The 23514-nt window shown below is 55.4% G+C and carries 23 protein-coding genes, 3 tRNA genes and 1 pseudogene; 18 read left to right on the top strand and 9 right to left on the bottom strand.

Annotated elements, in window-relative coordinates; all coding sequences use genetic code 11:
* Positions 1 to 67: 67 nt before the first annotated feature.
* Positions 68 to 1411 carry a PTS sugar transporter subunit IIC gene (locus tag K7H21_RS24180; RefSeq protein WP_142445038.1) on the top strand — a complete coding sequence of 448 codons (1344 nt, stop codon included), beginning with the start codon at positions 68 to 70 and terminating at the stop codon, positions 1409 to 1411.
* A gap of 47 nt (positions 1412 to 1458) precedes the next feature.
* Here the strand turns inward: K7H21_RS24180 and fhuF are convergent, their stop codons facing one another.
* The 3 genes and pseudogenes from fhuF to K7H21_RS29425 all read right to left on the bottom strand — a co-directional run.
* Positions 1459 to 2247: a siderophore-iron reductase FhuF gene (gene fhuF / locus K7H21_RS24175; protein ID WP_004128675.1), complete on the bottom strand. Its 789-nt coding sequence runs from the start codon at positions 2245 to 2247 to the stop codon at positions 1459 to 1461.
* Between the two features lie 108 nt (positions 2248 to 2355).
* On the bottom strand, positions 2356 to 3402 hold the full coding sequence (locus K7H21_RS24170; RefSeq protein WP_223035411.1) for a GGDEF domain-containing protein: 1047 nt from the start codon (positions 3400 to 3402) through the stop codon (positions 2356 to 2358).
* A gap of 92 nt (positions 3403 to 3494) precedes the next feature.
* Positions 3495 to 3560: pseudogene (locus K7H21_RS29425) on the bottom strand (hypothetical protein); the annotation flags it as partial.
* 104 nt (positions 3561 to 3664) lie between these two features.
* On the opposite strand from K7H21_RS29425, the gene K7H21_RS24165 reads away from it, so the two are divergent.
* Positions 3665 to 3904, top strand: coding sequence for a DUF1435 domain-containing protein (locus K7H21_RS24165; RefSeq protein WP_004128679.1), 240 nt, complete (start codon positions 3665 to 3667; stop codon positions 3902 to 3904).
* A 21-nt stretch (positions 3905 to 3925) separates the two neighbouring features.
* Here K7H21_RS24165 and K7H21_RS24160 read toward each other — a convergent pair.
* The 4 genes from K7H21_RS24160 to rsmC form a co-directional block, all read right to left on the bottom strand.
* Positions 3926 to 4012: transfer RNA gene (locus K7H21_RS24160), tRNA-Leu, on the bottom strand.
* Positions 4013 to 4043: 31 nt separating this feature from the next.
* Positions 4044 to 4130 (bottom strand) — tRNA-Leu (locus K7H21_RS24155).
* 28 nt (positions 4131 to 4158) lie between these two features.
* Positions 4159 to 4245: transfer RNA gene (locus tag K7H21_RS24150), tRNA-Leu, on the bottom strand.
* A gap of 165 nt (positions 4246 to 4410) precedes the next feature.
* The gene (rsmC, locus tag K7H21_RS24145) at positions 4411 to 5439 is read right to left on the bottom strand and encodes a 16S rRNA (guanine(1207)-N(2))-methyltransferase RsmC (RefSeq protein ID WP_049114002.1); all 1029 of its coding nucleotides are present in this window, start codon (positions 5437 to 5439) and stop codon (positions 4411 to 4413) included.
* Between the two features lie 158 nt (positions 5440 to 5597).
* On the opposite strand from rsmC, the gene K7H21_RS24140 reads away from it, so the two are divergent.
* The 13 genes from K7H21_RS24140 to deoD all read left to right on the top strand — a co-directional run bounded on the left by K7H21_RS24140 (position 5598) and on the right by deoD (position 17994).
* Positions 5598 to 6011 (top strand): DNA polymerase III subunit psi, encoded by a 414-nt coding sequence (locus tag K7H21_RS24140; RefSeq protein WP_004128684.1) that lies wholly within the window; start codon positions 5598 to 5600, stop codon positions 6009 to 6011.
* Complete coding sequence (rimI, locus tag K7H21_RS24135; RefSeq protein ID WP_004128686.1) at positions 5980 to 6426, top strand: ribosomal protein S18-alanine N-acetyltransferase; 447 nt, start codon at positions 5980 to 5982, stop codon at positions 6424 to 6426. Before K7H21_RS24140 ends, rimI begins: the two co-directional genes overlap by 32 nt.
* Before the next feature lie 14 nt (positions 6427 to 6440).
* Positions 6441 to 7118, top strand: a complete 678-nt coding sequence (yjjG, locus tag K7H21_RS24130; protein WP_004128688.1) for a pyrimidine 5'-nucleotidase — start codon at positions 6441 to 6443, stop codon at positions 7116 to 7118.
* A 92-nt stretch (positions 7119 to 7210) separates the two neighbouring features.
* Positions 7211 to 8800 carry a peptide chain release factor 3 gene (gene prfC, locus K7H21_RS24125; RefSeq protein ID WP_004128689.1) on the top strand — a complete coding sequence of 530 codons (1590 nt, stop codon included), beginning with the start codon at positions 7211 to 7213 and terminating at the stop codon, positions 8798 to 8800.
* A 217-nt stretch (positions 8801 to 9017) separates the two neighbouring features.
* The gene (gene osmY, locus K7H21_RS24120; protein ID WP_004128691.1) at positions 9018 to 9629 is read left to right on the top strand and encodes a molecular chaperone OsmY; all 612 of its coding nucleotides are present in this window, start codon (positions 9018 to 9020) and stop codon (positions 9627 to 9629) included.
* Positions 9630 to 9752: 123 nt separating this feature from the next.
* Complete coding sequence (locus K7H21_RS24115) at positions 9753 to 9914, top strand: DUF1328 domain-containing protein (RefSeq protein WP_003856556.1); 162 nt, start codon at positions 9753 to 9755, stop codon at positions 9912 to 9914.
* 120 nt (positions 9915 to 10034) lie between these two features.
* On the top strand, positions 10035 to 11108 hold the full coding sequence (locus K7H21_RS24110) for a patatin-like phospholipase family protein (RefSeq protein ID WP_004128693.1): 1074 nt from the start codon (positions 10035 to 10037) through the stop codon (positions 11106 to 11108).
* Positions 11105 to 11884 carry a metal-dependent hydrolase gene (locus K7H21_RS24105; protein ID WP_223035410.1) on the top strand — a complete coding sequence of 260 codons (780 nt, stop codon included), beginning with the start codon at positions 11105 to 11107 and terminating at the stop codon, positions 11882 to 11884. Before K7H21_RS24110 ends, K7H21_RS24105 begins: the two co-directional genes overlap by 4 nt.
* A gap of 145 nt (positions 11885 to 12029) precedes the next feature.
* Entirely contained in the window at positions 12030 to 13307 is a 1278-nt protein-coding gene (locus K7H21_RS24100; protein WP_014837350.1) for a NupC/NupG family nucleoside CNT transporter, read from the top strand.
* Between the two features lie 414 nt (positions 13308 to 13721).
* Positions 13722 to 14501 (top strand): deoxyribose-phosphate aldolase, encoded by a 780-nt coding sequence (gene deoC, locus K7H21_RS24095; protein WP_004128701.1) that lies wholly within the window; start codon positions 13722 to 13724, stop codon positions 14499 to 14501.
* Positions 14502 to 14578: 77 nt separating this feature from the next.
* Positions 14579 to 15901 (top strand): thymidine phosphorylase, encoded by a 1323-nt coding sequence (gene deoA / locus K7H21_RS24090; RefSeq protein WP_142446340.1) that lies wholly within the window; start codon positions 14579 to 14581, stop codon positions 15899 to 15901.
* A gap of 52 nt (positions 15902 to 15953) precedes the next feature.
* Positions 15954 to 17177 (top strand): phosphopentomutase, encoded by a 1224-nt coding sequence (deoB, locus tag K7H21_RS24085; RefSeq protein ID WP_004128706.1) that lies wholly within the window; start codon positions 15954 to 15956, stop codon positions 17175 to 17177.
* Between the two features lie 94 nt (positions 17178 to 17271).
* Entirely contained in the window at positions 17272 to 17994 is a 723-nt protein-coding gene (deoD, locus tag K7H21_RS24080; RefSeq protein ID WP_004098401.1) for a purine-nucleoside phosphorylase, read from the top strand.
* A gap of 57 nt (positions 17995 to 18051) precedes the next feature.
* On the opposite strand, the gene lplA is transcribed toward deoD, so the two are convergent.
* Positions 18052 to 19068 carry a lipoate--protein ligase LplA gene (gene lplA, locus K7H21_RS24075; protein ID WP_223035911.1) on the bottom strand — a complete coding sequence of 339 codons (1017 nt, stop codon included), beginning with the start codon at positions 19066 to 19068 and terminating at the stop codon, positions 18052 to 18054.
* Between the two features lie 10 nt (positions 19069 to 19078).
* Positions 19079 to 19720: a YtjB family periplasmic protein gene (locus tag K7H21_RS24070; RefSeq protein ID WP_004128710.1), complete on the bottom strand. Its 642-nt coding sequence runs from the start codon at positions 19718 to 19720 to the stop codon at positions 19079 to 19081.
* Between the two features lie 104 nt (positions 19721 to 19824).
* Between K7H21_RS24070 and serB the strand changes: the two genes are divergently transcribed.
* The 3 genes from serB to nadR are packed head-to-tail and all read left to right on the top strand — an operon-like array spanning position 19825 to position 23442.
* Complete coding sequence (serB, locus tag K7H21_RS24065) at positions 19825 to 20796, top strand: phosphoserine phosphatase (RefSeq protein WP_004128712.1); 972 nt, start codon at positions 19825 to 19827, stop codon at positions 20794 to 20796.
* A 9-nt stretch (positions 20797 to 20805) separates the two neighbouring features.
* Complete coding sequence (radA, locus tag K7H21_RS24060) at positions 20806 to 22188, top strand: DNA repair protein RadA (RefSeq protein ID WP_004128714.1); 1383 nt, start codon at positions 20806 to 20808, stop codon at positions 22186 to 22188.
* 21 nt (positions 22189 to 22209) lie between these two features.
* Positions 22210 to 23442: a multifunctional transcriptional regulator/nicotinamide-nucleotide adenylyltransferase/ribosylnicotinamide kinase NadR gene (gene nadR, locus K7H21_RS24055; protein ID WP_004128716.1), complete on the top strand. Its 1233-nt coding sequence runs from the start codon at positions 22210 to 22212 to the stop codon at positions 23440 to 23442.
* Positions 23443 to 23514 lie beyond the last annotated feature (72 nt).

Raw genomic sequence — 23514 nt, 5'->3', positions numbered from 1 at the left:
CGGATTCATCACAGCGGCAAGATAATCGTTGTTGGGCCTGTTCATCTAGCCTGTCAGGAGGGCTGCTATGTCTGCTAACCATGCTGCATTTAATCTGATATTTCGCTTCGTAGAAAATTACATCAGCCCTGTCGCCGGGCGCATCTCGTCTCAGCGCCACGTGATGGCTATCCGCGACGGTTTTATCTCCGCCATGCCGTTTATGATTGTCGGCTCTTTTCTATTGGTATTCGCTTATCCGCCGTTTTCACCGGATACCACATGGGGATTTGCCCGCGCCTGGCTGGATCTGGCAAAAGAGTTTGAAGGGCGAATTCTGACGCCGTTCGATATGACGATGGGTATTATGTCGATCTATATTTGCGCCGCGATCGCCTATAACCTCGGTAAGCATTACGAAAAAATCAATCAGCTCGACCCCTTTATGTGCGCCATGCTGTCGATTATGGCCTTCCTGCTGGTGGCGGCGCCAAAAACGAACGGCAACCTGCCGGTAGATAGCCTGGGAGGAACCGGGATATTTACGGCGATTCTTGTGGCGGTCTATTGCGTTGAAATGATGCGTTTCCTGAAAGCGCATAATATTGGTATTCGCCTGCCGGATCAGGTGCCGCCGATGATCAAAAACTCGTTTGACCTGCTGATCCCGGTTCTGGTTGTCGTCCTGACGCTGTATCCCCTGAGCCTGCTTATTCAGCATCATTTTGATATGCTGATCCCTCAGGCCATTATGGCTATCTTTAAACCGCTGGTTTCCGCAGCCGACTCGCTGCCCGCAATTTTACTGGCGGTCCTGGTGGGCCACCTGCTGTGGTTTGCGGGTATCCACGGTGCGGCTATTGTTTCTGGCATGCTGCAGATGTTCTGGCTCACTAACCTCGGCATGAACCAACAGGCTCTGGCGCAGGGTGCTCCACTGCCGCATATCTTTATGGAAGCGTTCTGGACATTCTTTATTGTGATTGGCGGTTCTGGAGCGACGATGGGGCTTGTGTTCTGCTATCTGCGTAGCCGCTCCGCGCATCTGCGGTCAATTGGCCGCCTGAGCGTGGTGCCAAGCCTGTTTAACATCAACGAGCCGGTCATTTTTGGCACGCCTATCGTGATGAACCCGGTGTTCTTTATTCCCTTCCTGCTGGCGCCGATGGTCAATGCCGTGCTGGCCTGGGCCGCCATGAAGATGGATCTCATTGGCCGGGTGATTTCGGTTGTGCCGTGGACCGCCCCGGCACCGATTGGCGGCGCATGGGCGCTGGGTTGGGATTTTCGGGCGGCGATTCTGGTGGTTGTCCTCGCGTGCGTTTCCGCGATTATCTACTTCCCGTTCTTCAAGGTTTATGAGAAACAGCTGTTAGCGCAAGAGGCCGAAGAGGCGCAGCGCATCGCGGAAGAGAGCCAGCAGACGGCATAAAAGCAAACGGGCGGCTGAAATAGCCGCCCGTTGACGTTATCAAAAGATCATTTCAGCGTGCAGTCCCCGCACTGCTGCACATCCGGCAGGCGATAGCGCTGGCAGCAGGTGCGGCGCACCAGCTGCCCTTCACGTAAAACCACGGTTCGCCACAGCGGGTTATCTTCGCCGTTGGATAGCTGTTTTTCGAAGAAGCAGTGCTGGCGTAGAGCGGCCACTTTTTCATCTCCCAGCAACGTTTTCATTTCTCCCAGATACCAGTTAATCAGGTAGCCAGTATTGTTCCAGATAAGCTTGCCATTAATATCGCCGGTGGCTTCAAGCGCCTGCACGACGGGTTGTAAAGCCGTGATGACCAGCTTTTCTATCCGGGACTGCGCGGGCTCTGTCGGGGAAGTACCTGCTGAATGAATATCTATCCAGAAACAGGCGGCGCGGCCTGACTCATGAAACTCGACGCGCACATGTTCCGGTGCCAGGCTAATGGCGCGATCTTCGCTCAACAGCGCCAACATTAAAGGGGGCACCAGTAAACCGATGTACCATTGCGCCCAGAGGGACAGCAGCGGTTTTTGCTCACGGGGTTGACTGGGCTGGTGACGATAAATATGGTCGGACCAGGTTGCGATGAACGAACTCAGCGTCGAGGGTTGTGACCATTCAGCCAGGGTTAGCGCATGGGGAGGGGCTTCTTCATTCAGACGGAGAAAATCCAGCAGATGGGGGCGTAACACGGTAATTTTGTCGCGTATTGAATTTGCCAGTTCACGGTCAGCCGAAGGGAGCGGTGCCCGCCAGATGATCTCAGTGTTGAATGCGAGTGAACGGTAAGCCATCGAGTGCCAGATACAAATCTAAATGATAATGATTTCTGATACTAATGCCGTGGTCCCGGCTTGGCAAGCGATTTGTCCGCGCGGCGACTTCTGCCGCGCGGTAAAGGATTAGCTGGCGAGAATGACGTTTCTTCCCATATTTTTGGCTTCGTAGAGCGCGTTATCCGCCCGTTTCAGGGCGCTGTCAATATCAGCATCCACCAGCGGCGTCATACCGACACTGATAGTCACATTGGTCGCGACGCTTTCGTTAAACATATGCGGGATTTTCAGATCATAGACCCGCTGACGAATCCGCTCTGCGGCCTGAAGAGCATTTTCTGCGCTGCTGCTGGTCAACAGCACCATGAACTCTTCGCCGCCAAAGCGGGCTACGATATCGCGTGAGCGCACAGCGTTACGAATGGCGGCGGAAACCTGAATCAATGCCTGGTCGCCCATCATATGCCCATAGTGGTCGTTGTAGGCTTTAAAATGGTCAATATCCAGCAGCAGGACGTAATGTCCGGCGCTGTCCAGAGAGAGGACGGTGTCGAGACGATTTTGCAAACCCCGACGGTTATACAAACCGGTAAGCGGATCCAACATACTGAGATCGTTAAGGGTATTACGTTCCTCCAGCAGCTTATCCATAAGTCCCTGGGTGAATATATCGCTGCGTTTCTGAATTAAGCTTTGCAGGGTGATGCCCGCAATAGGCAACAAGAAGCACCAGGACATGCGCAACCACTGTTCTCCGCCGCCCAGAATCAGGCAGGTAAAGTAGGTTGGTAAAGAGTGCAAAGTAAAGCCAATGATATTGCTGGAAAAAGCAATAGTGCCAATAAATAACACGCTTAATAAGGCGATTACCAGGTAGTTAAAATGCGGCGGACCCATCATCAATGCTTTTAGCGCAACGTGCCATGCCCAAAGCAGGCCAAATATCAGAGAAATAATCGGAATATTTATTTTGTGCTGAGAGAATTTACAGTGCCATAGCAGCAGGACCGTGCTGCAGGCAACTATCAGAAAACAGGGTAATGTAAAAGTGATGACGGTAAAGAGCGGGCTGACAAGGGATAAGACGGATGAAACTAAATTAAGCAGTAAAAATAGCCGTAAGGAATACTGATATTTCTGTTCGTAATGGGAGCGCCAGGATTGTGCAGTCATGTCGGAGTTGTCATTATTAATCGTTAAAATTCAATGTGATATTAGTTTGAAGTGAATAATAAAAAACAGTGTGCAAAATAAGGTTTTTACGAAATAATCAGATTATTTAATATATAATTTCTTTTGCTTAATTTATCACCTTCATGAATGTATGTCATTACCGCAAACGTAAAGAATAAAGACTTCCCGTTTCCCTGACATGACAAATGATAAAAGTTATCATATGATATTGGTTATCATTATCGCTATTAGAGGCAAAAACATGTTGCAGCGAACTTTAGGGAGTGGATGGGGCGCGGTGATCCCTGGCGTACTGATTGCCGCACTCGGGTTTGCCGATTTGTCGGTCGATGCCTGGCGCGCATTGGTGGCGCTGGGAATGCTCATGTCAGCGATCATGATTTGGCACCGTCAGCTACGACATTTTGTTTTGCTGCCGTCATGCGTGGCGTTAGTCAGTGGAATGATGCTGATTGTAATGAATATAAAGCTGATGGGATAAAACAGAAGGAGTTAAGAATATTGGTGCGAGGGGGGGGACTTGAACCCCCACGTCCGTAAGGACACTAACACCTGAAGCTAGCGCGTCTACCAATTCCGCCACCTTCGCACAGTATTCTTAATTTTTGATATCGCCTCGTTGGTGCGAGGGGGGGGACTTGAACCCCCACGTCCGTAAGGACACTAACACCTGAAGCTAGCGCGTCTACCAATTCCGCCACCTTCGCCCAGTGCGAGCAATATCAATGTGGATTATGGTGCGAGGGGGGGGACTTGAACCCCCACGTCCGTAAGGACACTAACACCTGAAGCTAGCGCGTCTACCAATTCCGCCACCTTCGCATACCATCGACACTATGAAAGTATCGTTACCACGGAGGCGCATTCTAGTGGTTTTCAGCTATTCGTCAATAGTTAATTGTATCAGTTGGATTGATTGTTGCAAAAATGGGCGGTCAGGTAGGGGAAACATCGGCGACCAGCGGCTGCTGGCGCCGAAAAATGGGGTTATTTCTTCGCCTGACGGGTCATCACCGTTCGGTAGACCTTAAAGCGGCCCGTTTGGGCAATCACTTCATGGAAGCCGAAGATCTCATCCAGCACGTTGGGATAGGGCAGGAAGGCGTTGGCGACAATGCGTAGCTCTCCGCCGCTGTTGAGATGACGAACTGCGCCGCGGATCAGGGTTTGCGCGGCCTCCAGGCTGGTCTGCAGACCATCGTGGAAAGGCGGGTTGGAGATAATCATGTCGAAGCGGCCGTTCACTTCAGAGAAGACGTTGCTGGCGAACACTTCCCCTTCGATGCCGTTAGCGGCGAGCGTAGCGCGGCTGGCTTCTACTGCCGGCGCGCTGACGTCGCATAACGTTAAGCGAACTTTAGGCGAGTGGCTGGCCAGTACGGTTGCCAGCACGCCAGCGCCGCAGCCGACGTCCAGAACTTTACCTTTGGTATGCGGGGTGAGCGTGGAAAGCAGCAGCTGGCTACCAATATCCAGCCCGTCGCGGCTGAAGACGCCGGGAAGCGTTTTAATCGTCAAATTTTCCAGCGGATACTCGCCCCAGTACTGTTCGGGATCGAACGCGGGCTGTTTCTCCAGACGACCGTGATACAGCCCACAGCGGCGCGCGCTGTCGATTTTGCTCAGCGGCGCATACTCCGCCAGCATCTGCTCGGCGCTGCGTACGCCGCTGCGGTTCTCGCCAACCACGAAAATATCAACACCGGTCGGCAGCAGCGAAAGCAGGTTCATCAGCTGAAACTGCGCTTCCGGTTTATTCTTTGGCCAGTAGTAGATCAGCGTATCGCAATCGGCGACATCGCCAGCCTCTGCGACCAGGCTATAGCGGGCATTTTCGCCCATCTGGCGGCTCAGTACCTGCCAGTGGTGGAACTGCTGGGTATGGGCGCGGCTGGCAGCCGTGTCCAGACGTGCGGGCAGGTCATCCTGCAGGTCACCGGCAAACAGAACGCGGGCGGACTCGAAATCATCACTGTGGCGCAGCAAGACTTCACTTGCCGGGGTAAAAGCGGACATGAAACACTCCTTCATTGAGACTGGCGCCGATTATACACGTTATCTTTCAGGCTGCCTCTTTGTTGGCGGTGGGACGCGCTTCGAGCGCCGCGTAGTTTGTTGGCGCAGATACGACGGATTTGCTATATTGCGCGCTTGATTAACAGGAGTGTTTCGCTATGACATCCCGACGAGACTGGCAATTACAGCAGCTGGGCATTACCCAGTGGTCGCTGCGTCGTCCTGGGGCGTTACAGGGTGAAATCGCTATCTCGCTTCCTGGACACATTCGCCTGGTGATGGTAGCGGAAGAACCGCCATCGCTGAGCGAACCGCTTATCAGCGATATTCTGCGCGCGCTGGCCCTGACGCCGGGGCAGGTGATGCAGCTGACCCCTGAGCGCGTTGCGATGCTGCCTCAGGACGCACGCTGTAATAGCTGGCGGCTGGGCACCGACGCGGCGCTACCGCTGGCGGGCGCACAGATCGCCACGCCTGCTTTCGATGAACTTCAGACCAGCACGCCTGCTCGCATGGCGCTCTGGCAACAGATTTGCGCACATGAACACGATTTCTACCCTCAACCCGGCTGATTTGCCCCGCGCCTGGCAAATTGAAACGCGCGCCCACGCTTTTCCGTGGAGCGAACAGACGTTTGCCAGTAATCAGGGCGAGCGCTATCTGAATCTTCAACTGTCCGTGGACGGCGTGATGGCGGCTTTTGCCATTACGCAAATCATCCTCGACGAGGCGACGCTGTTCAATATTGCCGTCGACCCCGCCTTTCAGCGTCGTGGTCTGGGCAGGGAACTGCTGGAACAGGTGATTGATGAGGTCGAAAAACGCGGCGTCGTCACGCTGTGGCTGGAGGTGCGCGCGTCTAACGTCGCCGCCATCGCGCTCTATGAAAGCTTAGGCTTTAACGAGGCGACGATTCGCCGCAACTATTACCCCACGGTCGACGGACGTGAGGACGCAATCATTATGGCACTGCCAATCAGTATGTAAGACAAGGTGATACGATGAAGTGGGACTGGATTTTCTTTGATGCCGATGAAACGTTATTTACGTTTGACTCATTTAGCGGCCTACAGCGGATGTTTCTCGACTATAGCGTGACGTTCTCCGCAGAGGATTTTCAGGACTACCAGGCCGTGAATAAGCCGCTGTGGGTGGATTATCAAAACGGCGCCATTACTTCGCTTCAGCTGCAGCATCAGCGCTTTGACGGTTGGGCGGAGCGCCTGAACGTCCCTCCCGGCGAGCTGAACGCCGCATTTATGAACGCGATGGCGGAGATCTGTTCGCCGCTGCCGGGGGCCGTATCGCTGCTCGATTCGCTGCAGGGGAAGGTGAAAATGGGTATTATCACCAACGGTTTTACCTCGCTACAGCAGACGCGTCTTGAACGTACAGGTTTACGCGATCACTTTGATTTGTTGATTATCTCCGAAGAGGTTGGGGTGGCTAAGCCGGATGCGCGTATTTTTGACTATGCGCTGGCGCAGGCGGGCAACCCCGATCGTTCGCGGGTGCTGATGGTTGGCGATACCGCTGAGTCTGATATTCGCGGTGGCGTAAATGCTGGCCTGGCGACCTGCTGGTTCAACCCCCATCAGCGCGAGCTGCCCGCGGACCTCCGCCCGGACTGGACGGTCACCTCTTTAAGCGAACTGGAGCAACTCCTGTGTAAACACTGATTGCCTCCCCCCCATTGATGGGTAAAATAGCCGCAATTTTTTCGTATTCAACATGCGCGGCGCGTTGCCGCGTTTACTAAGAAGATTGAATTATGACGTTGTCTCCTTATTTGCAGGAGGTGGCTAAGCGCCGCACTTTTGCCATTATTTCTCACCCGGATGCCGGTAAAACGACCATTACTGAGAAGGTTCTGTTATTCGGACAGGCTATTCAGACTGCCGGTACGGTAAAAGGTCGCGGCTCCAGCCAGCATGCGAAATCTGACTGGATGGAGATGGAAAAGCAGCGCGGTATCTCCATCACCACGTCCGTGATGCAGTTCCCCTATCACGACTGCCTGGTTAACCTGCTGGATACCCCGGGGCACGAAGACTTCTCCGAAGATACCTACCGTACCCTGACGGCGGTTGACTGCTGCCTGATGGTTATCGATGCCGCGAAAGGCGTCGAGGATCGTACCCGTAAGCTGATGGAAGTCACCCGTCTGCGCGATACGCCGATCCTGACTTTTATGAACAAACTTGACCGCGACATCCGTGACCCGATGGAGCTGCTGGATGAAGTGGAAAACGAGCTGAAAATCGGCTGCGCGCCGATCACCTGGCCGATTGGCTGCGGCAAACTGTTCAAGGGCGTTTACCATCTTTATAAAGATGAAACCTACCTGTATCAGACCGGTAAAGGCCACACCATCCAGGAAGTACGCATTGTGAAAGGGTTGGATAACCCGGAGCTTGATGCCGCGGTGGGTGAAGATCTGGCGCAGCAGCTGCGCGATGAGCTGGAGCTGGTGCAGGGCGCGTCTAACGAATTCGATAAAGAGCTGTTCCTGGCGGGCGAAATTACGCCGGTATTCTTCGGTACCGCGCTGGGCAACTTTGGCGTTGACCATATGCTGGACGGTTTAGTGGAGTGGGCGCCTGCGCCGATGCCGCGTAAAACCGACACCCGCACGGTGGAAGCCTCGGAAGATAAGTTCACCGGCTTCGTGTTTAAAATTCAGGCCAACATGGACCCGAAACACCGCGACCGCGTGGCCTTTATGCGCGTGGTTTCCGGTAAATACGAGAAAGGCATGAAGATGCGCCAGGTGCGTATCGGCAAGGACGTGGTGATCTCCGACGCGCTGACCTTTATGGCCGGCGACCGTTCGCACGTGGAAGAAGCGTATCCGGGCGATATCCTGGGTCTGCATAACCACGGCACCATTCAGATTGGCGATACCTTCACCCAGGGTGAAATGATGAAGTTCACCGGTATCCCGAACTTCGCCCCGGAACTGTTCCGCCGCATTCGCCTGAAAGATCCGCTCAAGCAGAAACAGCTGCTGAAAGGGCTGGTTCAGCTCTCTGAAGAGGGGGCGGTGCAGGTGTTCCGTCCGATCGCCAATAACGATCTGATCGTTGGCGCGGTGGGTGTGCTGCAGTTTGATGTGGTTGTTGCTCGCCTGAAGAGCGAATACAACGTTGAGGCGATTTACGAGTCCGTCAACGTCGCGACCGCACGCTGGGTGGAATGTAGCGACGCGAAGAAATTCGAAGAGTTTAAGCGTAAGAACGAAATTCAGCTGGCGCTGGATGGTGGCGATAACCTGACTTATATCGCCCCGACCATGGTTAACCTGAACCTGACGCAGGAACGGTACCCTGACGTCCAGTTCCGTAAAACCCGCGAGCACTAATCCTCTCCGGAGCGCGGTTTTCGCCGCGCTCCACGTCATTTTCCCCTCGGTTTGCCCTTTCTGGAAAGTTCTTAATTCTTACCGTTTTGCGCGCTTTTTTACCCGATCATGCCGCACTCTTCTGCGTATCTACTACATTTAATAAGTAATTTTTGGAATCCTGGCTTAATAGTCTACTTATTTTGCTTTACCTGCTTAGATATAACGAGGAACAACGATGACAAGACTTAAGAGCGGCAAGACACTCCTGGCCCTCTTCCTGGGCTCAGCAATAATCAGCGCTTCGGCGTATGCGGAAAACTCGACCGTAGACAGCGCGAAATCCGCAGCAAGCAATGCCGGGCAAGCCGTTGATAATTCGATGAACAAAGTCGGGAATTTTATGGACGACAGCACCATCACCGCCAGGGTGAAAGCGGCGCTGATCGATCATAAAGATATTCGCAGCACCGATATCTCTGTGAAAACTGAAAATAAAGTCGTCACCTTAAGCGGTACGGTTGACAGTTCAGAGCAGCATAAGCAGGCGCTTAGCGTTGCGAAAGCGGTTGAAGGCGTGACCTCCGTTAACGACAAGCTTAGCGTACAGAACGAAAAATCTGCTTCGCTGAAGGGCTATGCCGGCGACACGGCGGTGACCAGCGAGATCAAAGCGAAATTGCTGGCTGACGATATCGTTCCGTCGCGTAACGTGAAGGTTGAGACCACCGATGGCGTTGTACATTTATCCGGTACGGTCGAGTCCAGTAAGCAGTCGGAGCGGGCGGAAGGTATTGCGAAAGCCGTTTCCGGCGTCAAAAGCGTGAAGAATGACCTTAGCGTCAAATAAATCTATTCACTAAAAAATTTATTCTGCGGTCTTTCCGCAGGATGTGTAGCACCACAGGGTTGTGTATGCGCGGCCTGAGTGCGCAGAAAATCGACCGTCATTAACTATGGTAAGGAGAGACGTATGTTTAGATGGGGCATTATTTTTCTGGTGATCGCGTTAATTGCCGCCGCTCTGGGCTTTGGTGGCCTGGCGGGTACCGCTGCCTGGGCTGCGAAAATTGTCTTCGTTGTCGGTATTATCCTGTTCCTGGTCAGCCTGTTTACCGGCCGTCGGCGTCCCTAGACGTTAACGCGTGAAATACCGTCTTACATAAAGCCAGTCAATGTGACTGGCTTTCTCAGTTTCAGGGCGTTAAAAATTGCGTTACCTTTGTTTTTATAATAAGCCAGACAGGAAAGCAGGGTGGGGCAGCGAATTCCCGTTACGTTGGGCAACATTACGCCGTTATCTGTTAAACCCTTCCAGCCGGGCAGGCTCGCACTGGTGTGCGAAGGCGGGGGGCAGAGAGGGATTTTTACCGCCGGGGTGCTGGACGAATTTATGCGCGCGGGATTCAACCCGTTCGACATGATGTTCGGTACCTCTGCCGGGGCGCAAAATCTCTCGGCCTATCTGTGCAACCAGCCCGGCTATGCCCGCAAAGTGATCACCCGCTACACCACCGCCCGCGAGTTTTTCGACCCGATGCGTTTTGTGCGCGGCGGAAATCTTATCGATCTTGACTGGCTGGTCGACACCACCTCGAAAAAGATGCCGCTGGCGATGGCCTATGCTGAAGATTGTTTTGCCCAAGGCAAAGAGTTCTGGATGTGCGCCTGTCGCGGCGATGATTACACGCCAAACTACTTTTCCCCCACTCAGCAGACCTGGCTTGACCTGATTCGCGCCTCCAGCGCCATTCCCGGTTTTTACCGCAGCGGCGTGCTGCTGGATGGCGTGAGCTATCTTGACGGCGGCGTCAGCGATGCGATCCCCGTCCAGGAGGCAGCCCGTCGAGGGGCGCAAACCATCGTGGTGATCCGTACCGTTCCGTCCCAGATGTACTACACCCCGCAGTGGTTTAAACGGATGGAGCGCTGGCTTGGCGAAAGTAGTCTGCAGCCGTTTGTGAATCTGGTGCAGCATCACGAAACTACCTATCGCTCCACGCAAGAGTTCATTGAAAAACCGCCGGGTAAGCTGAGAATTCTGGAAATTTATCCGCAGAAGCCGTTGAAGAGTATGGCGTTAGGCAGCCGTCTTCCGGCGTTGCTGGAGGACTACAAGACCGGGCGCCAGTGCGGGCGCTACTTTCTCGCTACCGTCGGTAAACTGCTGGCCGACAGACCGCCGCTGCTGCGCCACGCGCCGCGTATTGCGGTACCGAAAACGGTCGTTATTCCGCCAGCGCCGGTGGCCAATGAGATCCCTCAGGCGCCGGTCATCGCGGCGGTGCAGGCCAATGATGCCAGCTTTGAAAATGAGGACCTGGCGTGACCCTACGATTTATTGATACTCACTGCCATTTCGATTTTCCCCCTTTCACCGGCGACGAAAGCGCCAGCATTGCCCGGGCGGCGGAGGCTGGCGTGACGCAGATCGTGGTACCTGCGACAGAAGCGGATAACTTTGCCCGCGTGTTAGCGCTGGCGGGGAAATATGATGAGCTCTACGCCGCCTTAGGCCTCCACCCTATAGCGATTGAACGGCATAGCGCAGAGAGTCTTGAACGGCTTGAAGCCTGCCTGGCGAAACGCGATGCTAAGCTGGTCGCGGTTGGGGAAATCGGTCTCGATCTCTATCGCGAAGATCCGCAGTTTGAGCGTCAGGTTTCTGTATTTGAGGCGCAGATGCGGCTGGCGAAACGCTACGATTTGCCGGCGATCCTCCACTCCAGACGCACTCACGACAAGCTGGCGATGCTGCTGAAAAAGCACGCTTTACCGCGAACCGGCGTAGTGCACGGTTTTGCCGGTAGCCTTCAGCAGGCGGAGCGGTTTGTGCAACTGGGCTACAAGATTGGCGTTGGTGGCACAATTACCTATCCGCGCGCCAGTAAGACCCGCGCTGTGATGGCGCAGCTGCCGCTTTCGGCGCTGCTGCTGGAGACCGATGCGCCGGATATGCCATTGAACGGTTTTCAGGGGCAGCCGAACAGGCCAGAACGGGCGGCTCGCGTCTTCTCCACCTTATGTGAGCTACGCCCGGAGCCCGCGGAAGAGATAGCTAATACCCTGATTGATAATACAAAGGCGATTTTTGCGCTCCCATAACGCTTTGTTGAGTGACCTGTGTCTCATTCCTGCCTTTTTATCTCATTGTTTTGCTTAAAATGTGTGAGCTGAAATGAGCATGATGGTTTCATGCCGTTATAATCGCGGGGTTTTAGGCTGAACTCTCAATACACAGGGACTCTGTATGCAAATTATCATGGGACTTATCGGCATGGTGGTGTTGTTAGCCATCGCTGTGCTCCTCTCCAGTAATCGAAAAGCCATCAACCTGCGTACCGTCCTCGGTGCCTGGATTATCCAGGTGGGGATCGGCGCGTTAATTCTCTACGTGCCGGCCGGGCGCACGGCGCTGCTGGCCATGTCGAATGGCGTTGCTAACGTGATTGCTTACGGCAATGAAGGGATCGGCTTTATCTTTGGTGGGCTAGTTTCCGACAAGATGTTTGAAGTCTTCGGCGGTGGCGGGTTTGTTTTTGCCCTGCGCGTCCTGCCAGTCATTGTCTTCTTCTCGTCGCTGATCGCCGTGCTTTATTACCTCGGCATCATGCAATTTGTTATCCGCATTCTCGGCGGGGCGCTGCGGGCGGTACTGAAAACCTCGCGCACGGAATCGCTCTCTGCCACGGCGAACATCTTTGTTGGCCAGACCGAAGCGCCGCTGGTGGTGCGTCCATATATCGCCACCATGACCCGTTCCGAGCTCTTTGCGGTGATGTGCGGGGGCCTGGCCTCGGTTGCGGGCTCCGTTCTGGCCGGTTACGCGCAGATGGGCGTACCGCTGGAATACCTGATTGCCGCTTCGTTTATGGCGGCCCCGGGCGGCCTGCTGTTTGCGAAGATTATCGTGCCGGAAACCGAGCAGCCCCGGGACAACCCGGCGATGGATAAAAATGACGCCGATCCGCAGGCACCGGCGAACGTGTTGGATGCCGCTGCATCTGGCGCGGCTTCCGGGATGCAGCTGGCGCTGAACGTCGGGGCGATGCTGCTGGCGTTTATCGCGCTGATTGCCCTGGTTAACGGTATTCTCTCCGGCGTGGGCGGCTGGTTTAACCATCCGGACCTGTCGCTGCAAATGATCCTCGGCTGGGTCTTCTCGCCGCTGGCGTGGGTGATTGGCGTGCCGTGGAATGAAGCCACCGTTGCCGGCTCGTTTATCGGCCAGAAGCTGATTATCAACGAGTTTGTGGCCTATATGAATTTCGGTGAATACCTGAAAGCCGACGCCGAGGTCGCTGCCGCCGGTTTGCAGGTGATTTCAACTCACACCAAGGCCATCATCTCGTTTGCCCTGTGCGGTTTTGCCAATCTGTCATCCATTGCGATCCTGATTGGCGGACTGGGCGGCATGGCGCCTAATCGCCGTCAGGAAATTGCCCAGTTGGGTATGCGGGCCGTGGCGGCGGGGACGCTGTCTAACCTGATGAGCGCCACGATAGCGGGCGTATTCCTCGCGCTGTAACGCCCTCTTGCACGCTAAGAACCCCGCGGCATTGCCGTCGTGGGGTTCTCACTTCAGAATGTTAAAATCCTATCATTATATAATTCTTTATTTATCAAAATGTAATGATCTTTATGGCCTTTTTTCGCACAAAATGCCCGTGTCGGTATCGTGGCTTGTTGCCTGATGGTGTTATAATAATAACATTGATTCGGAGTGGCGATTCCTGATTATGCTTAAAGAGAGTCTGGCATTGGAAGAGCACGGATTAGGCTTTGTTATGTGATTTGTATCACTATGCAGTAATGCAAATTAGTAATTAGTTTTCATTAACTGTGATGTGTATCGAAGTGTAGCGGCGAGGGAATGTTACAATAGTAACAGACTCGCAAGGTGAACAAACTTTAAAACGGCACTACGCCGTCGGAGTATGAAATGACTGATTTAACGGCAAGCAGCCTGCGCGCGTTGAAACTGATGGACCTGACCACCCTGAATGATGACGACACCAATGAAAAAGTGATCGCGCTGTGTCACCAGGCCAAAACACCGGTAGGGAATACTGCTGCAGTATGCATCTACCCGCGCTTTATCCCGATCGCGCGTAAAACGCTGAACGAGCAAGGTACCCCGGATATTCGTATCGCGACGGTGACCAACTTCCCGCACGGTAACGATGATATTGATATCGCGCTGGCGGAAACCCGCGCGGCGATCGCTTACGGCGCTGACGAAGTTGACGTCGTGTTCCCTTACCGTGCGCTAATTGCGGGCAATGAACAGGTCGGTTTTGACCTGGTGAAAGCCTGTAAAGAAGCCTGCGCGGCAGCAAACGTGCTGCTGAAAGTGATTATCGAAACCGGCGAATTGAAAGAAGAAGCGCTGATTCGTAAAGCGTCTGAAATCGCCATCAAAGCCGGCGCCGACTTCATCAAAACCTCTACCGGTAAAGTTCCGGTGAACGCGACCCCGGAAAGCGCGCGCATCATGCTGGAGGTCATCCGCGATATGGGCGTTCAGCAGAGCGTCGGCTTCAAGCCAGCAGGCGGCGTGCGTAGCGCAGAAGACGCGCAAAAATTCCTCGCGATTGCTGATGAGCTGTTCGGTGCCGACTGGGCCGACTCTCGCCACTACCGTTTTGGCGCCTCCAGCCTGCTGGCAAGCCTGCTGAAAGCGCTGGGTCACGGCGATGGTAAGAGCGCCAGCAGCTACTAAAACGTAATTTGCCGACCTCAAGGCCGGATGCTGTCCGGCCTGCGGTTGGTCTTTGACTCTTTCCCCGGGAGGTTATCTTGTTTCTCGCACAAGAAATTATTCGTAAAAAACGTGATGGTCATGCGCTGAGCGATGAAGAAATTCGCTTTTTCATCAACGGTATCCGCGATAACAGCATCTCAGAAGGGCAGATCGCCGCGCTGGCGATGACCATTTTTTTCCACGATATGTCTATGCCGGAACGCGTTTCGCTGACCATGGCGATGCGGGATTCAGGAACCGTTCTGAACTGGAAGCATCTTAACCTTAATGGCCCCATCGTCGATAAACACTCCACCGGCGGCGTAGGCGATGTGACCTCGCTGATGCTGGGGCCGATGGTTGCGGCCTGCGGCGGCTATGTGCCGATGATCTCCGGGCGCGGCCTCGGGCACACCGGCGGTACGCTCGATAAGCTGGAGGCGATTCCGGGGTTCGATATTTTCCCGGACGATAGCCGCTTCCGCGAAATCATTAAAGATGTCGGTGTCGCGATTATCGGGCAGACCAGCTCTCTGGCACCGGCTGACAAACGTTTTTACGCCACGCGCGATATCACCGCGACGGTGGACTCTATCCCGCTGATTACCGCCTCGATTCTCGCCAAGAAGCTGGCGGAAGGCCTGGACGCGCTGGTGATGGATGTCAAAGTCGGCAGCGGCGCCTTTATGCCTACTTATGAACTTTCCGCCGCGCTGGCTGAAGCTATCGTCGGGGTATCCAACGGCGCCGGCGTGCGAACGACCGCGCTGTTAACCGATATGAATCAGGTGCTGGCTTCCAGCGCCGGTAATGCGGTGGAAGTGCGTGAAGCCGTGCAGTTCCTCACCGGCGAGTACCGCAATCCGAGGCTGCTTGAGGTGACGATGGCGCTATGCGTCGAGATGCTGATTTCCGGCAAGCTGGCGGAGAACGACGCCGACGCGCGGGCGAAGCTACAGGCGGTGCTGGATAACGGTAAAGCCGCAGAAGTCTTCGGCCGGATGGTGGCGGCGCAAAAAGGGCCGAACGACTTCGTGGAAAACTACGATAAGTATCTACCGTCCGCGATGCTGAGCAAAGCGGTCTATGCCGAAGGCGAAGGGTTTGTCGCCGAAATGGACACCCGCGCGCTGGGCATGGCGGTGGTGTCAATGGGCGGCGGTCGCCGTCAGGCATCGGATCTGATTGATTACAGCGTCGGTTTCACCGATATGGTTCGCCTCGGCGCGCGTATCGACGCACAGCAGCCGCTGGCGGTTATCCATGCTAAAGACGAAAACAGCTGGCAGGAAGCGGCCAAAGCCGTGAAAGCGGCCATTAAACTTGACGATAAAGCGCCTGAAATGACGCCGACGGTCTATCGTCGTATCACCGAATAGTTATATACTGATCTGATCGCTTTTTTGCAGCGCAAAAGGTACGGAGAATAATATGAAACGTGCATTTATTATGGTGCTGGACTCATTCGGCATCGGTGCGACTGAAGACGCCGATCGCTTTGGCGACGTCGGTTCAGACACCATGGGCCATATTGCAGAAGCCTGCGCCAAAGGCGAGGCTGACAACGGCCGCAAAGGCCCGCTCAATCTACCGAATCTGACCCGTCTGGGGCTGGTTAAAGCCCATGAGGGTTCTACCGGTAAAATTGCCGCCGGTATGGACGGCAACGCGGACGTTATCGGCGCTTACGCATGGGCGCATGAGCTCTCTTCAGGTAAAGACACCCCGTCAGGCCACTGGGAAATCGCCGGCGTACCGGTTCTCTTTGACTGGGGCTATTTCCCCGAGCATGAAAACAGCTTCCCGCAGGAGCTTCTGGATAAACTGGTTAAGCGCGCCAACCTGCCGGGCTACCTCGGCAACTGTCACTCTTCCGGTACCGTTATCCTCGACCAGCTGGGCGAAGAGCATATGAAAACCGGCAAGCCGATTTTCTATACCTCCGCTGACTCGGTATTCCAGATTGCCTGCCATGAAGAGACCTATGGTCTCGATAAGCTGTACGAGCTGTGTGAAATCGCGCGTGAAGAGCTGACCGAAGGCGGCTACAACATTGGTCGCGTGATCGCGCGTCCGTTTATCGGAGACAAAGCCGGCAACTTCCAGCGCACCGGTAACCGCCACGATTTGGCCGTTGAGCCGCCGGCGCCGACGGTACTGCAGAAGCTGGTCGACGAGAAAAAGGGCCAGGTTGTATCGGTGGGTAAAATCGCCGATATCTACGCCAACTGCGGTATCACTAAAAAAGTGAAAGCGACGGGCCTGGATGCGCTGTTTGACGCCACCATCAAAGAGATGAAAGAAGCGGGGGACGAAACCATCGTCTTCACCAACTTCGTAGACTTCGACTCTTCCTGGGGCCACCGCCGCGACGTTGCAGGCTATGCCGCAGGGCTGGAGCTGTTCGATCGCCGTCTGCCGGAGCTGATGGCGCTGGTCGGGGAAGATGACATTCTGATCCTGACCGCCGACCACGGCTGCGACCCGACCTGGACCGGTACCGACCATACTCGTGAACACATTCCGGTGCTGATCTATGGCCCGAAAGTGAAGCCGGGCTCGCTGGGGCACCGTGAAACCTTCGCTGATATTGGCCAGACCCTGGCGACGTACTTCGGTACCTCTGCGATGGAATACGGCAAAAACATGCTGTGATTATTTGCCCGGTGAGCGACGCTCCCCGGGCCTTTTTTGTAGGCCTGATAAGGCGCTGCCGCCAGCAGGCAACAACATTCAGAAGGATTTAACGATGGCTACTCCACACATTAATGCAGAAATGGGCGATTTCGCTGACGTTGTGCTGATGCCGGGCGACCCGCTGCGCGCGAAGCACATTGCAGAAACGTTCCTTGAAGATGTTCGTGAAGTGAACAACGTGCGCGGTATGCTGGGCTTCACCGGTACCTATAAAGGCCGCAAAATTTCCGTTATGGGTCACGGTATGGGGATCCCGTCCTGCTCCATTTACGCAAAAGAGCTGATCACCGACTTCGGCGTAAAAAAAATCATTCGCGTAGGCTCCTGCGGCGCGGTGCGTATGGACGTTAAGCTGCGCGACGTGGTTATCGGCATGGGTGCCTGCACCGACTCTAAAGTTAACCGTATGCGTTTTAAGGACCACGACTTTGCGGCGATTGCCGACTTTGGCATGGTGCGTAACGCGGTTGACGCGGCAAAAGCGCTGGGCGTTGACGCTCGCGTGGGCAACATTTTTTCCGCTGACCTGTTCTATGCGCCGGACGGCGGTGAAATGTTCGACGTGATGGAAAAATACGGCATCCTGGGCGTGGAAATGGAAGCGGCCGGGATCTACGGCGTCGCGGCGGAATTTGGCGCTAAAGCGTTGACCATCTGCACGGTCTCCGACCACATCCGTACCCACGAGCAGACCAGCTCCGCTGAACGTCAGACGACCTTCAACGACATGATTAAAATCGCGCTGGAATCCGTTCTGCTGGGCGATAAAGAGTAATCATCTCTTCCTCCCTCTCCCTATGGGAGAGGGCCGGGATGAGAGGCTCTGACCGCGCTAGCGCACCGCGCCGGCAATCCATGCCGACAGCTCCCGTAGCGCTTTCTCCTGCTCCGGGAAATCCGCCAATAACGCCTCGCACTCCTGTTGCAGTATATCCGCGCGGTAGAGGCAACCCTGCAATCTGGTAGCCAGCGCCTCCAGCGGCGCCGGGTTGAGGCTGTCGGTAAAAATCTGCGTGCGCGTGATATGGCCTTTTTCAACATCGAAATGGAGCTCTACGCCGCCCCAGGTAAAACGTTCATCCAGCAGATGGCTAAAGGCGGGCGCCTGGCCAAAGTTCCACTCCCAACTGCTCTGTCGTGCAAAGGTTGCGGGAAAATTCGGCAGGTCCGGCATTTTCTCCGGAGAGATAACTTCGGCCTCTACGCGCTCGCCGTAATGGGCGAAGAACGCCTCCTGAATCGCCTCGCAAACCTGCTGATGGGTAATGCCCGGCAGCAGCTCGACCAGATTGGCTACCCGTCCGCGCACGGAGGTAATGCCTTTGGCCTGCAGCTTCTTCTTATCGGGATTGAGGTAGTTGGCCAGGCGGCTTAAATCGGCGTTCAGCAGCAGCGTACCGTGGTGAAAGCCGCGATCCATCGTTTCGCGATAGGCGGAACCGGAGACCTTGCGCTCGCCGTCGGCGGTTTTGACCACCAGATCGTTACGGCCCGAGGCTTCCGCCGTGACGCCCAGCGCATTCAGCGCCGACAGGACGATATTCGTGGAAACGGTTTTATCGTACTCCGGTTTGCCAGCCATAAAGGTAAAGCAGGTATTGCCCAGATCGTGGAATACCGCGCCGCCGCCGCTGCTGCGACGCGCCAGGCGCACGTTATCTTCTTCCATGCGTCGGGTATTGCACTCTTTCCACGGGTTTTGCGCCCGGCCAATGACCACCGTATAGGCATTGCGCCACAGGAACAGCACCCGCTGAGTGGCGGGCATCTGGCGAAAAATAGACTCCTCAACCGCCAGGTTGAACCAGGGGTCGTAAGAGTCAGAGAGCAGCAGGCGCAGCGTAGACATAGTGATTTCCTTATTCTGATTCATCTTTATCTTCATCCTGCACCGGCTTATTGGCGGTGAGCAGGAAAGGCGATTGCTGCCAGCGGGTACGTTTCCCCTGCAGCAGGGTGCGCGTCAGGACGACGCCGATGGCCAACGATAGCAGCAGCATCAGACGCAGGATATTGGTGGTATTATCGACCTGCTGCGCTTCGGTGGCTAAGGTATGGGTATCCAGCGTCAGGCGCAGGTAGCCGAGCGGGCCGTTTTTACCCTGGATAGGCTCGACGATTTGCTGGTTGAAGTAACCGCCCGCTTTTTTACCGTCCAGCGCCAGCCGATCGCGTACCTCGACGCTTTCGCCGGAACGCGCCACCAGGTCGCCCTGTTCGTCATAAACGCCGGCGTCGAGGATGCGACTTTTGTGGGTAAGCTGTTCCAGCAGCTGGCTAATCCGCTTTTCATCAGGCGTTTCGCTACGCAACAGCGGCGCCAGGTTTAGCGTGACCTGCTGGGCGAGCGTGCGTGCCAGTTCTTCCAGCTGCGGATTGCGCTGCTTCTGACTGTTCTGGCTGAACCAGGAGGCCCCCTGCATCAGGGCGACGAGGAGTGCGAGACAGATCAGAACAATTACCGCGCGATGCAGTCGGAATTTAAGTTTTGCGCGTACCATATTCCACCTTTGAAAATTTGCAGCTTAATGTTGCCAGAAGCGCTGGTTACAAGGTAGCCTCATGCGTTATTTTCCTCGCCTGAATGAAGTTATGTGGAGCCGTGATGCCAAACAGTTTGACCTGGTGCGACCTGCCTGAAGATGTTTCCCTGTGGCCTGGATTGCCGCTTTCCCTGAGCGGTGATGAGGTCATGCCGTTGGACTATCATGCCGGACGCAGCGGTTGGCTGCTGTATGGTCGCGGCATTAACAAGCATCGTCTGACCGAGTGGCAGCGCGAGCTGGGCGCGGCGCTGGTTATCGTCGCCTCCTGGGCGGTTGACGACTACCAGGTGATGCGGCTGGCGGGCTCCCTTACGCTTCGTGCCACCCGTCTGGCCCATGAGGCCGGGTTTGACGTGGCGCCGCTGGGCAAAATCCCGCATTTACGTACGCCGGGCTTACTGGTCATGGATATGGACTCGACGGCGATTCAAATTGAGTGTATCGATGAAATCGCCAAACTGGCCGGGACCGGCGAGCTGGTCTCGGAAGTGACCGAGCGCGCGATGCGCGGCGAACTTGATTTCACCGCCAGCCTGCGCCAGCGCGTGGCGACCCTGAAAGATGCCGATGCCAGCATTCTGCTGCAGGTGCGCGAAACGCTACCGCTGATGCCGGGGTTGACCCAGTTGGTGCTGAAGTTGGAAACGCTTGGCTGGAAGGTGGCGATCGCCTCCGGCGGCTTCACCTTCTTTGCCGAATATCTGCGCGACAAGCTGCATCTCGACGCGGTGTTCGCCAACGAACTGGAGATCAGGGACGGTAAGCTGACCGGCAACGTCATCGGCGATATTGTCGATGCGAAATATAAAGCCAATACGCTGCGTAAACTGGCGGAAAAGTATGAGATCCCGCCGGCGCAAACCGTCGCCATTGGCGATGGCGCAAACGATCTGCCGATGATTAAAGCGGCAGGGCTCGGCATTGCCTATCATGCTAAGCCAAAAGTTAATGAACTGGCGGAAGTGACAATCCGCCACGCTGACCTGATGGGGGTATTCTGTATTCTCTCCGGCAGCATGAATCAAAAGTAAGAGGTTAACGTGGCGAAAGCTCCAAAACGCGCATTTGTCTGTAATGAATGCGGTGCGGATTATCCGCGCTGGCAGGGGCAGTGCAGCGCCTGTCATGCCTGGAATACCATAACCGAGATGCGCATTGCCGCTTCGCCGCAGGTGGCAAGAAACGAACGCTTGTCAGGGTATGCCGGTAATGCCGGCGTGTCGAAAGTGCAGAAGCTCTCCGATATCAGCCTGGAAGCACTGCCGCGTTTTTCTACCGGATTTAAAGAGTTTGACCGCGTGCTCGGCGGCGGCGTGGTGCCGGGGAGCGCGATTCTGATCGGCGGCAATCCCGGCGCGGGTAAGTCGACGCTGCTGCTGCAAACCCTGTGTAAGCTCGCCGAAGGCATGAAAACGCTCTACGTCACCGGGGAAGAGTCGCTTCAGCAGGTGGCGATGCGCGCTCACCGTTTAGGCCTGCCGACGGCCAATCTGAATATGCTGTCAGAAACCAGCATTGAGCAGATTTGCCAGATTGCCGATGAAGAAAAGCCGCAGCTGATGGTTATCGACTCCATCCAGGTAATGCATATGGCCGACGTGCAGTCGTCGCCGGGCAGTGTGGCCCAGGTGCGCGAAACGGCGGCCTATTTAACGCGCTTTGCCAAGACGCGCGGCGTGGCTATCGTCATGGTCGGCCACGTTACCAAAGACGGCTCGCTGGCCGGGCCGAAAGTGCTGGAGCATTGTATCGACTGCTCCGTGCTGCTCGACGGCGACGCCGACTCTCGTTTCCGCACCCTGCGCAGCCATAAAAACCGCTTCGGCGCGGTCAACGAGCTGGGCGTATTCGCCATGACCGAGCAGGGTCTACGCGAAGTGAGCAACCCCTCGGCCATCTTTTTGAGCCGCGGGGACGAAGTGACTTCCGGTAGTTCGGTGATGGTGGTCTGGGAAGGCACGCGACCGCTGCTGGTGGAGATCCAGGCGCTGGTCGATCACTCGATGATGTCCAACCCGCGCCGCGTGGCGGTGGGGCTGGAGCAGAACCGTCTGGCGATCCTGCTGGCGGTTCTGCATCGTCACGGCGGTCTGCAGATGGCCGACCAGGACGTCTTCGTCAACGTGGTTGGTGGGGTGAAGGTCACCGAAACCAGCGCCGATCTGGCGCTGCTGCTGGCGATGGTTTCCAGCCTGCGCGACCGTCCGCTGCCCCAGGACCTGGTGGTTTTCGGCGAAGTGGGTCTCGCAGGCGAAATTCGCCCGGTGCCGAGCGGCCAGGAGCGTATCTCTGAAGCGGCTAAGCATGGCTTTCGTCGGGCGATTGTTCCAGCAGCGAATGTGCCGAAAAAAGCGCCGGAAGGGATGCAAATCTTTGGCGTGAAAAAGCTTGCGGACGCACTTAGCGTCTTTGACGACTTATAATAAGTGAAAAGGAGACTCGCTATGTCGTCATTTGACTATTTAAAAAGCGCCATTAAGCAGAAGGGTTGTACGCTACAGCAGGTAGCTGACGCCAGCGGGATGACAAAAGGCTATCTGAGCCAGCTGCTGAACGCGAAAATTAAAAGCCCCAGCGCGCAGAAGCTGGAAGCGCTGCACCGGTTTCTCGGGCTGGAGTTTCCGCGTCGGCAAAAAAGCGTTGGCGTGGTATTTGGTAAGTTTTACCCGCTGCATACCGGACACATCTACTTGATTCAGCGCGCCTGTAGCCAGGTCGATGAGCTGCATATCATTATGGGCTACGACGATCCCCGTGACCGTGAGCTGTTTGAAAAGAGCGCGATGTCGCAGCAGCCGACCGTACCTGACCGCCTGCGCTGGCTGCTGCAAACCTTCAAATACCAGAAGAACATCCGCATCCACGCCTTCAATGAAGAGGGAATGGAACCCTATCCGCACGGCTGGGACGTCTGGAGCCGCGGGATCCGCGCCTTTATGAGCGAGAAGGGCATCGAGCCTAACTGGATCTACACCTCGGAAGAGGGCGATGCGCCGCAGTATTTGGAGCATCTGGGTATTGAAACCGTTCTGATCGATCCTAAACGCACCTTTATGAACATCAGCGGCGGACAGATTCGTGAAAACCCGTTCCGCTACTGGGAATATATTCCTACCGAAGTGAAGCCGTTTTTCGTGCGCACGGTGGCGATCCTCGGCGGTGAGTCGAGCGGTAAGTCGACGCTGGTGAATAAGCTATCCAATATCTTTAATACTACCAGCGCCTGGGAATATGGCCGCGACTACGTCTTTTCGCACCTCGGCGGCGATGAGATGGCGCTGCAATACTCCGACTATGACAAAATTGCCCTCGGTCACGCGCAATATATTGATTTCGCGGTGAAATATGCCAACAAGGTGGCGTTCATCGACACGGACTTTGTCAGCACCCAGGCGTTCTGTCTCAAGTACGAGGGGCGGGAACATCCCTTTGTTCAGGCGCTGATCGACGAATATCGTTTTGACCTGGTCATCCTGCTGGAAAACAACACGCCGTGGGTGGCCGACGGTTTACGTAGTCTTGGCAGCTCGGTAGACCGCAAGGAGTTTCAGACGATGCTGGTGTCGTTGCTCAAAGAGAATGAGATAGATTTTGTGCATGTGAAAGAGGCCGATTACGATGCCCGCTTCCTGCGCTGCGTTGAGCTGGTAAAAGAGATGATGGGCGAGCAGGGATAGCTAAGCTCCTCTGCGTCACCCACAGGGTGAAGAGCAACCACCAAAAAGGGCAACCTGCGTTGCCCTTTTGCT

It is taken from the genome of Klebsiella sp. CTHL.F3a (assembly GCF_019890895.1).
Classification (GTDB): domain Bacteria; phylum Pseudomonadota; class Gammaproteobacteria; order Enterobacterales; family Enterobacteriaceae; genus Klebsiella; species Klebsiella grimontii.
Note: the sequence above shows the minus strand (reverse complement) of the source record. Positions and strands in the feature narration are given on the sequence as shown.

Bases quoted from the DNA above. Each gene is read 5' to 3' on its own strand.
- K7H21_RS24165 (WP_004128679.1), top strand. From the start codon at position 3,665: ATGTTGCAGCGAACTTTAGGGAGTGGATGGGGCGCGGTGATCCCTGGC.
- K7H21_RS24100 (WP_014837350.1), top strand. From the start codon at position 12,030: ATGCAAATTATCATGGGACTTATCGGCATGGTGGTGTTGTTAGCCATC.
- serB (WP_004128712.1), top strand. From the start codon at position 19,825: ATGCCAAACAGTTTGACCTGGTGCGACCTGCCTGAAGATGTTTCCCTG.
- deoD (WP_004098401.1), top strand. From the start codon at position 17,272: ATGGCTACTCCACACATTAATGCAGAAATGGGCGATTTCGCTGACGTT.
- deoB (WP_004128706.1), top strand. From the start codon at position 15,954: ATGAAACGTGCATTTATTATGGTGCTGGACTCATTCGGCATCGGTGCG.
- nadR (WP_004128716.1), top strand. From the start codon at position 22,210: ATGTCGTCATTTGACTATTTAAAAAGCGCCATTAAGCAGAAGGGTTGT.
- K7H21_RS24170 (WP_223035411.1), bottom strand. From the start codon at position 3,402: ATGACTGCACAATCCTGGCGCTCCCATTACGAACAGAAATATCAGTAT.
- fhuF (WP_004128675.1), bottom strand. From the start codon at position 2,247: ATGGCTTACCGTTCACTCGCATTCAACACTGAGATCATCTGGCGGGCA.
- lplA (WP_223035911.1), bottom strand. From the start codon at position 19,068: ATGTCTACGCTGCGCCTGCTGCTCTCTGACTCTTACGACCCCTGGTTC.
- K7H21_RS24140 (WP_004128684.1), top strand. From the start codon at position 5,598: ATGACATCCCGACGAGACTGGCAATTACAGCAGCTGGGCATTACCCAG.
- yjjG (WP_004128688.1), top strand. From the start codon at position 6,441: ATGAAGTGGGACTGGATTTTCTTTGATGCCGATGAAACGTTATTTACG.
- prfC (WP_004128689.1), top strand. From the start codon at position 7,211: ATGACGTTGTCTCCTTATTTGCAGGAGGTGGCTAAGCGCCGCACTTTT.
- K7H21_RS24180 (WP_142445038.1), top strand. From the start codon at position 68: ATGTCTGCTAACCATGCTGCATTTAATCTGATATTTCGCTTCGTAGAA.
- K7H21_RS24070 (WP_004128710.1), bottom strand. From the start codon at position 19,720: ATGGTACGCGCAAAACTTAAATTCCGACTGCATCGCGCGGTAATTGTT.
- deoC (WP_004128701.1), top strand. From the start codon at position 13,722: ATGACTGATTTAACGGCAAGCAGCCTGCGCGCGTTGAAACTGATGGAC.
- rsmC (WP_049114002.1), bottom strand. From the start codon at position 5,439: ATGTCCGCTTTTACCCCGGCAAGTGAAGTCTTGCTGCGCCACAGTGAT.
- rimI (WP_004128686.1), top strand. From the start codon at position 5,980: ATGAACACGATTTCTACCCTCAACCCGGCTGATTTGCCCCGCGCCTGG.
- K7H21_RS24115 (WP_003856556.1), top strand. From the start codon at position 9,753: ATGTTTAGATGGGGCATTATTTTTCTGGTGATCGCGTTAATTGCCGCC.
- osmY (WP_004128691.1), top strand. From the start codon at position 9,018: ATGACAAGACTTAAGAGCGGCAAGACACTCCTGGCCCTCTTCCTGGGC.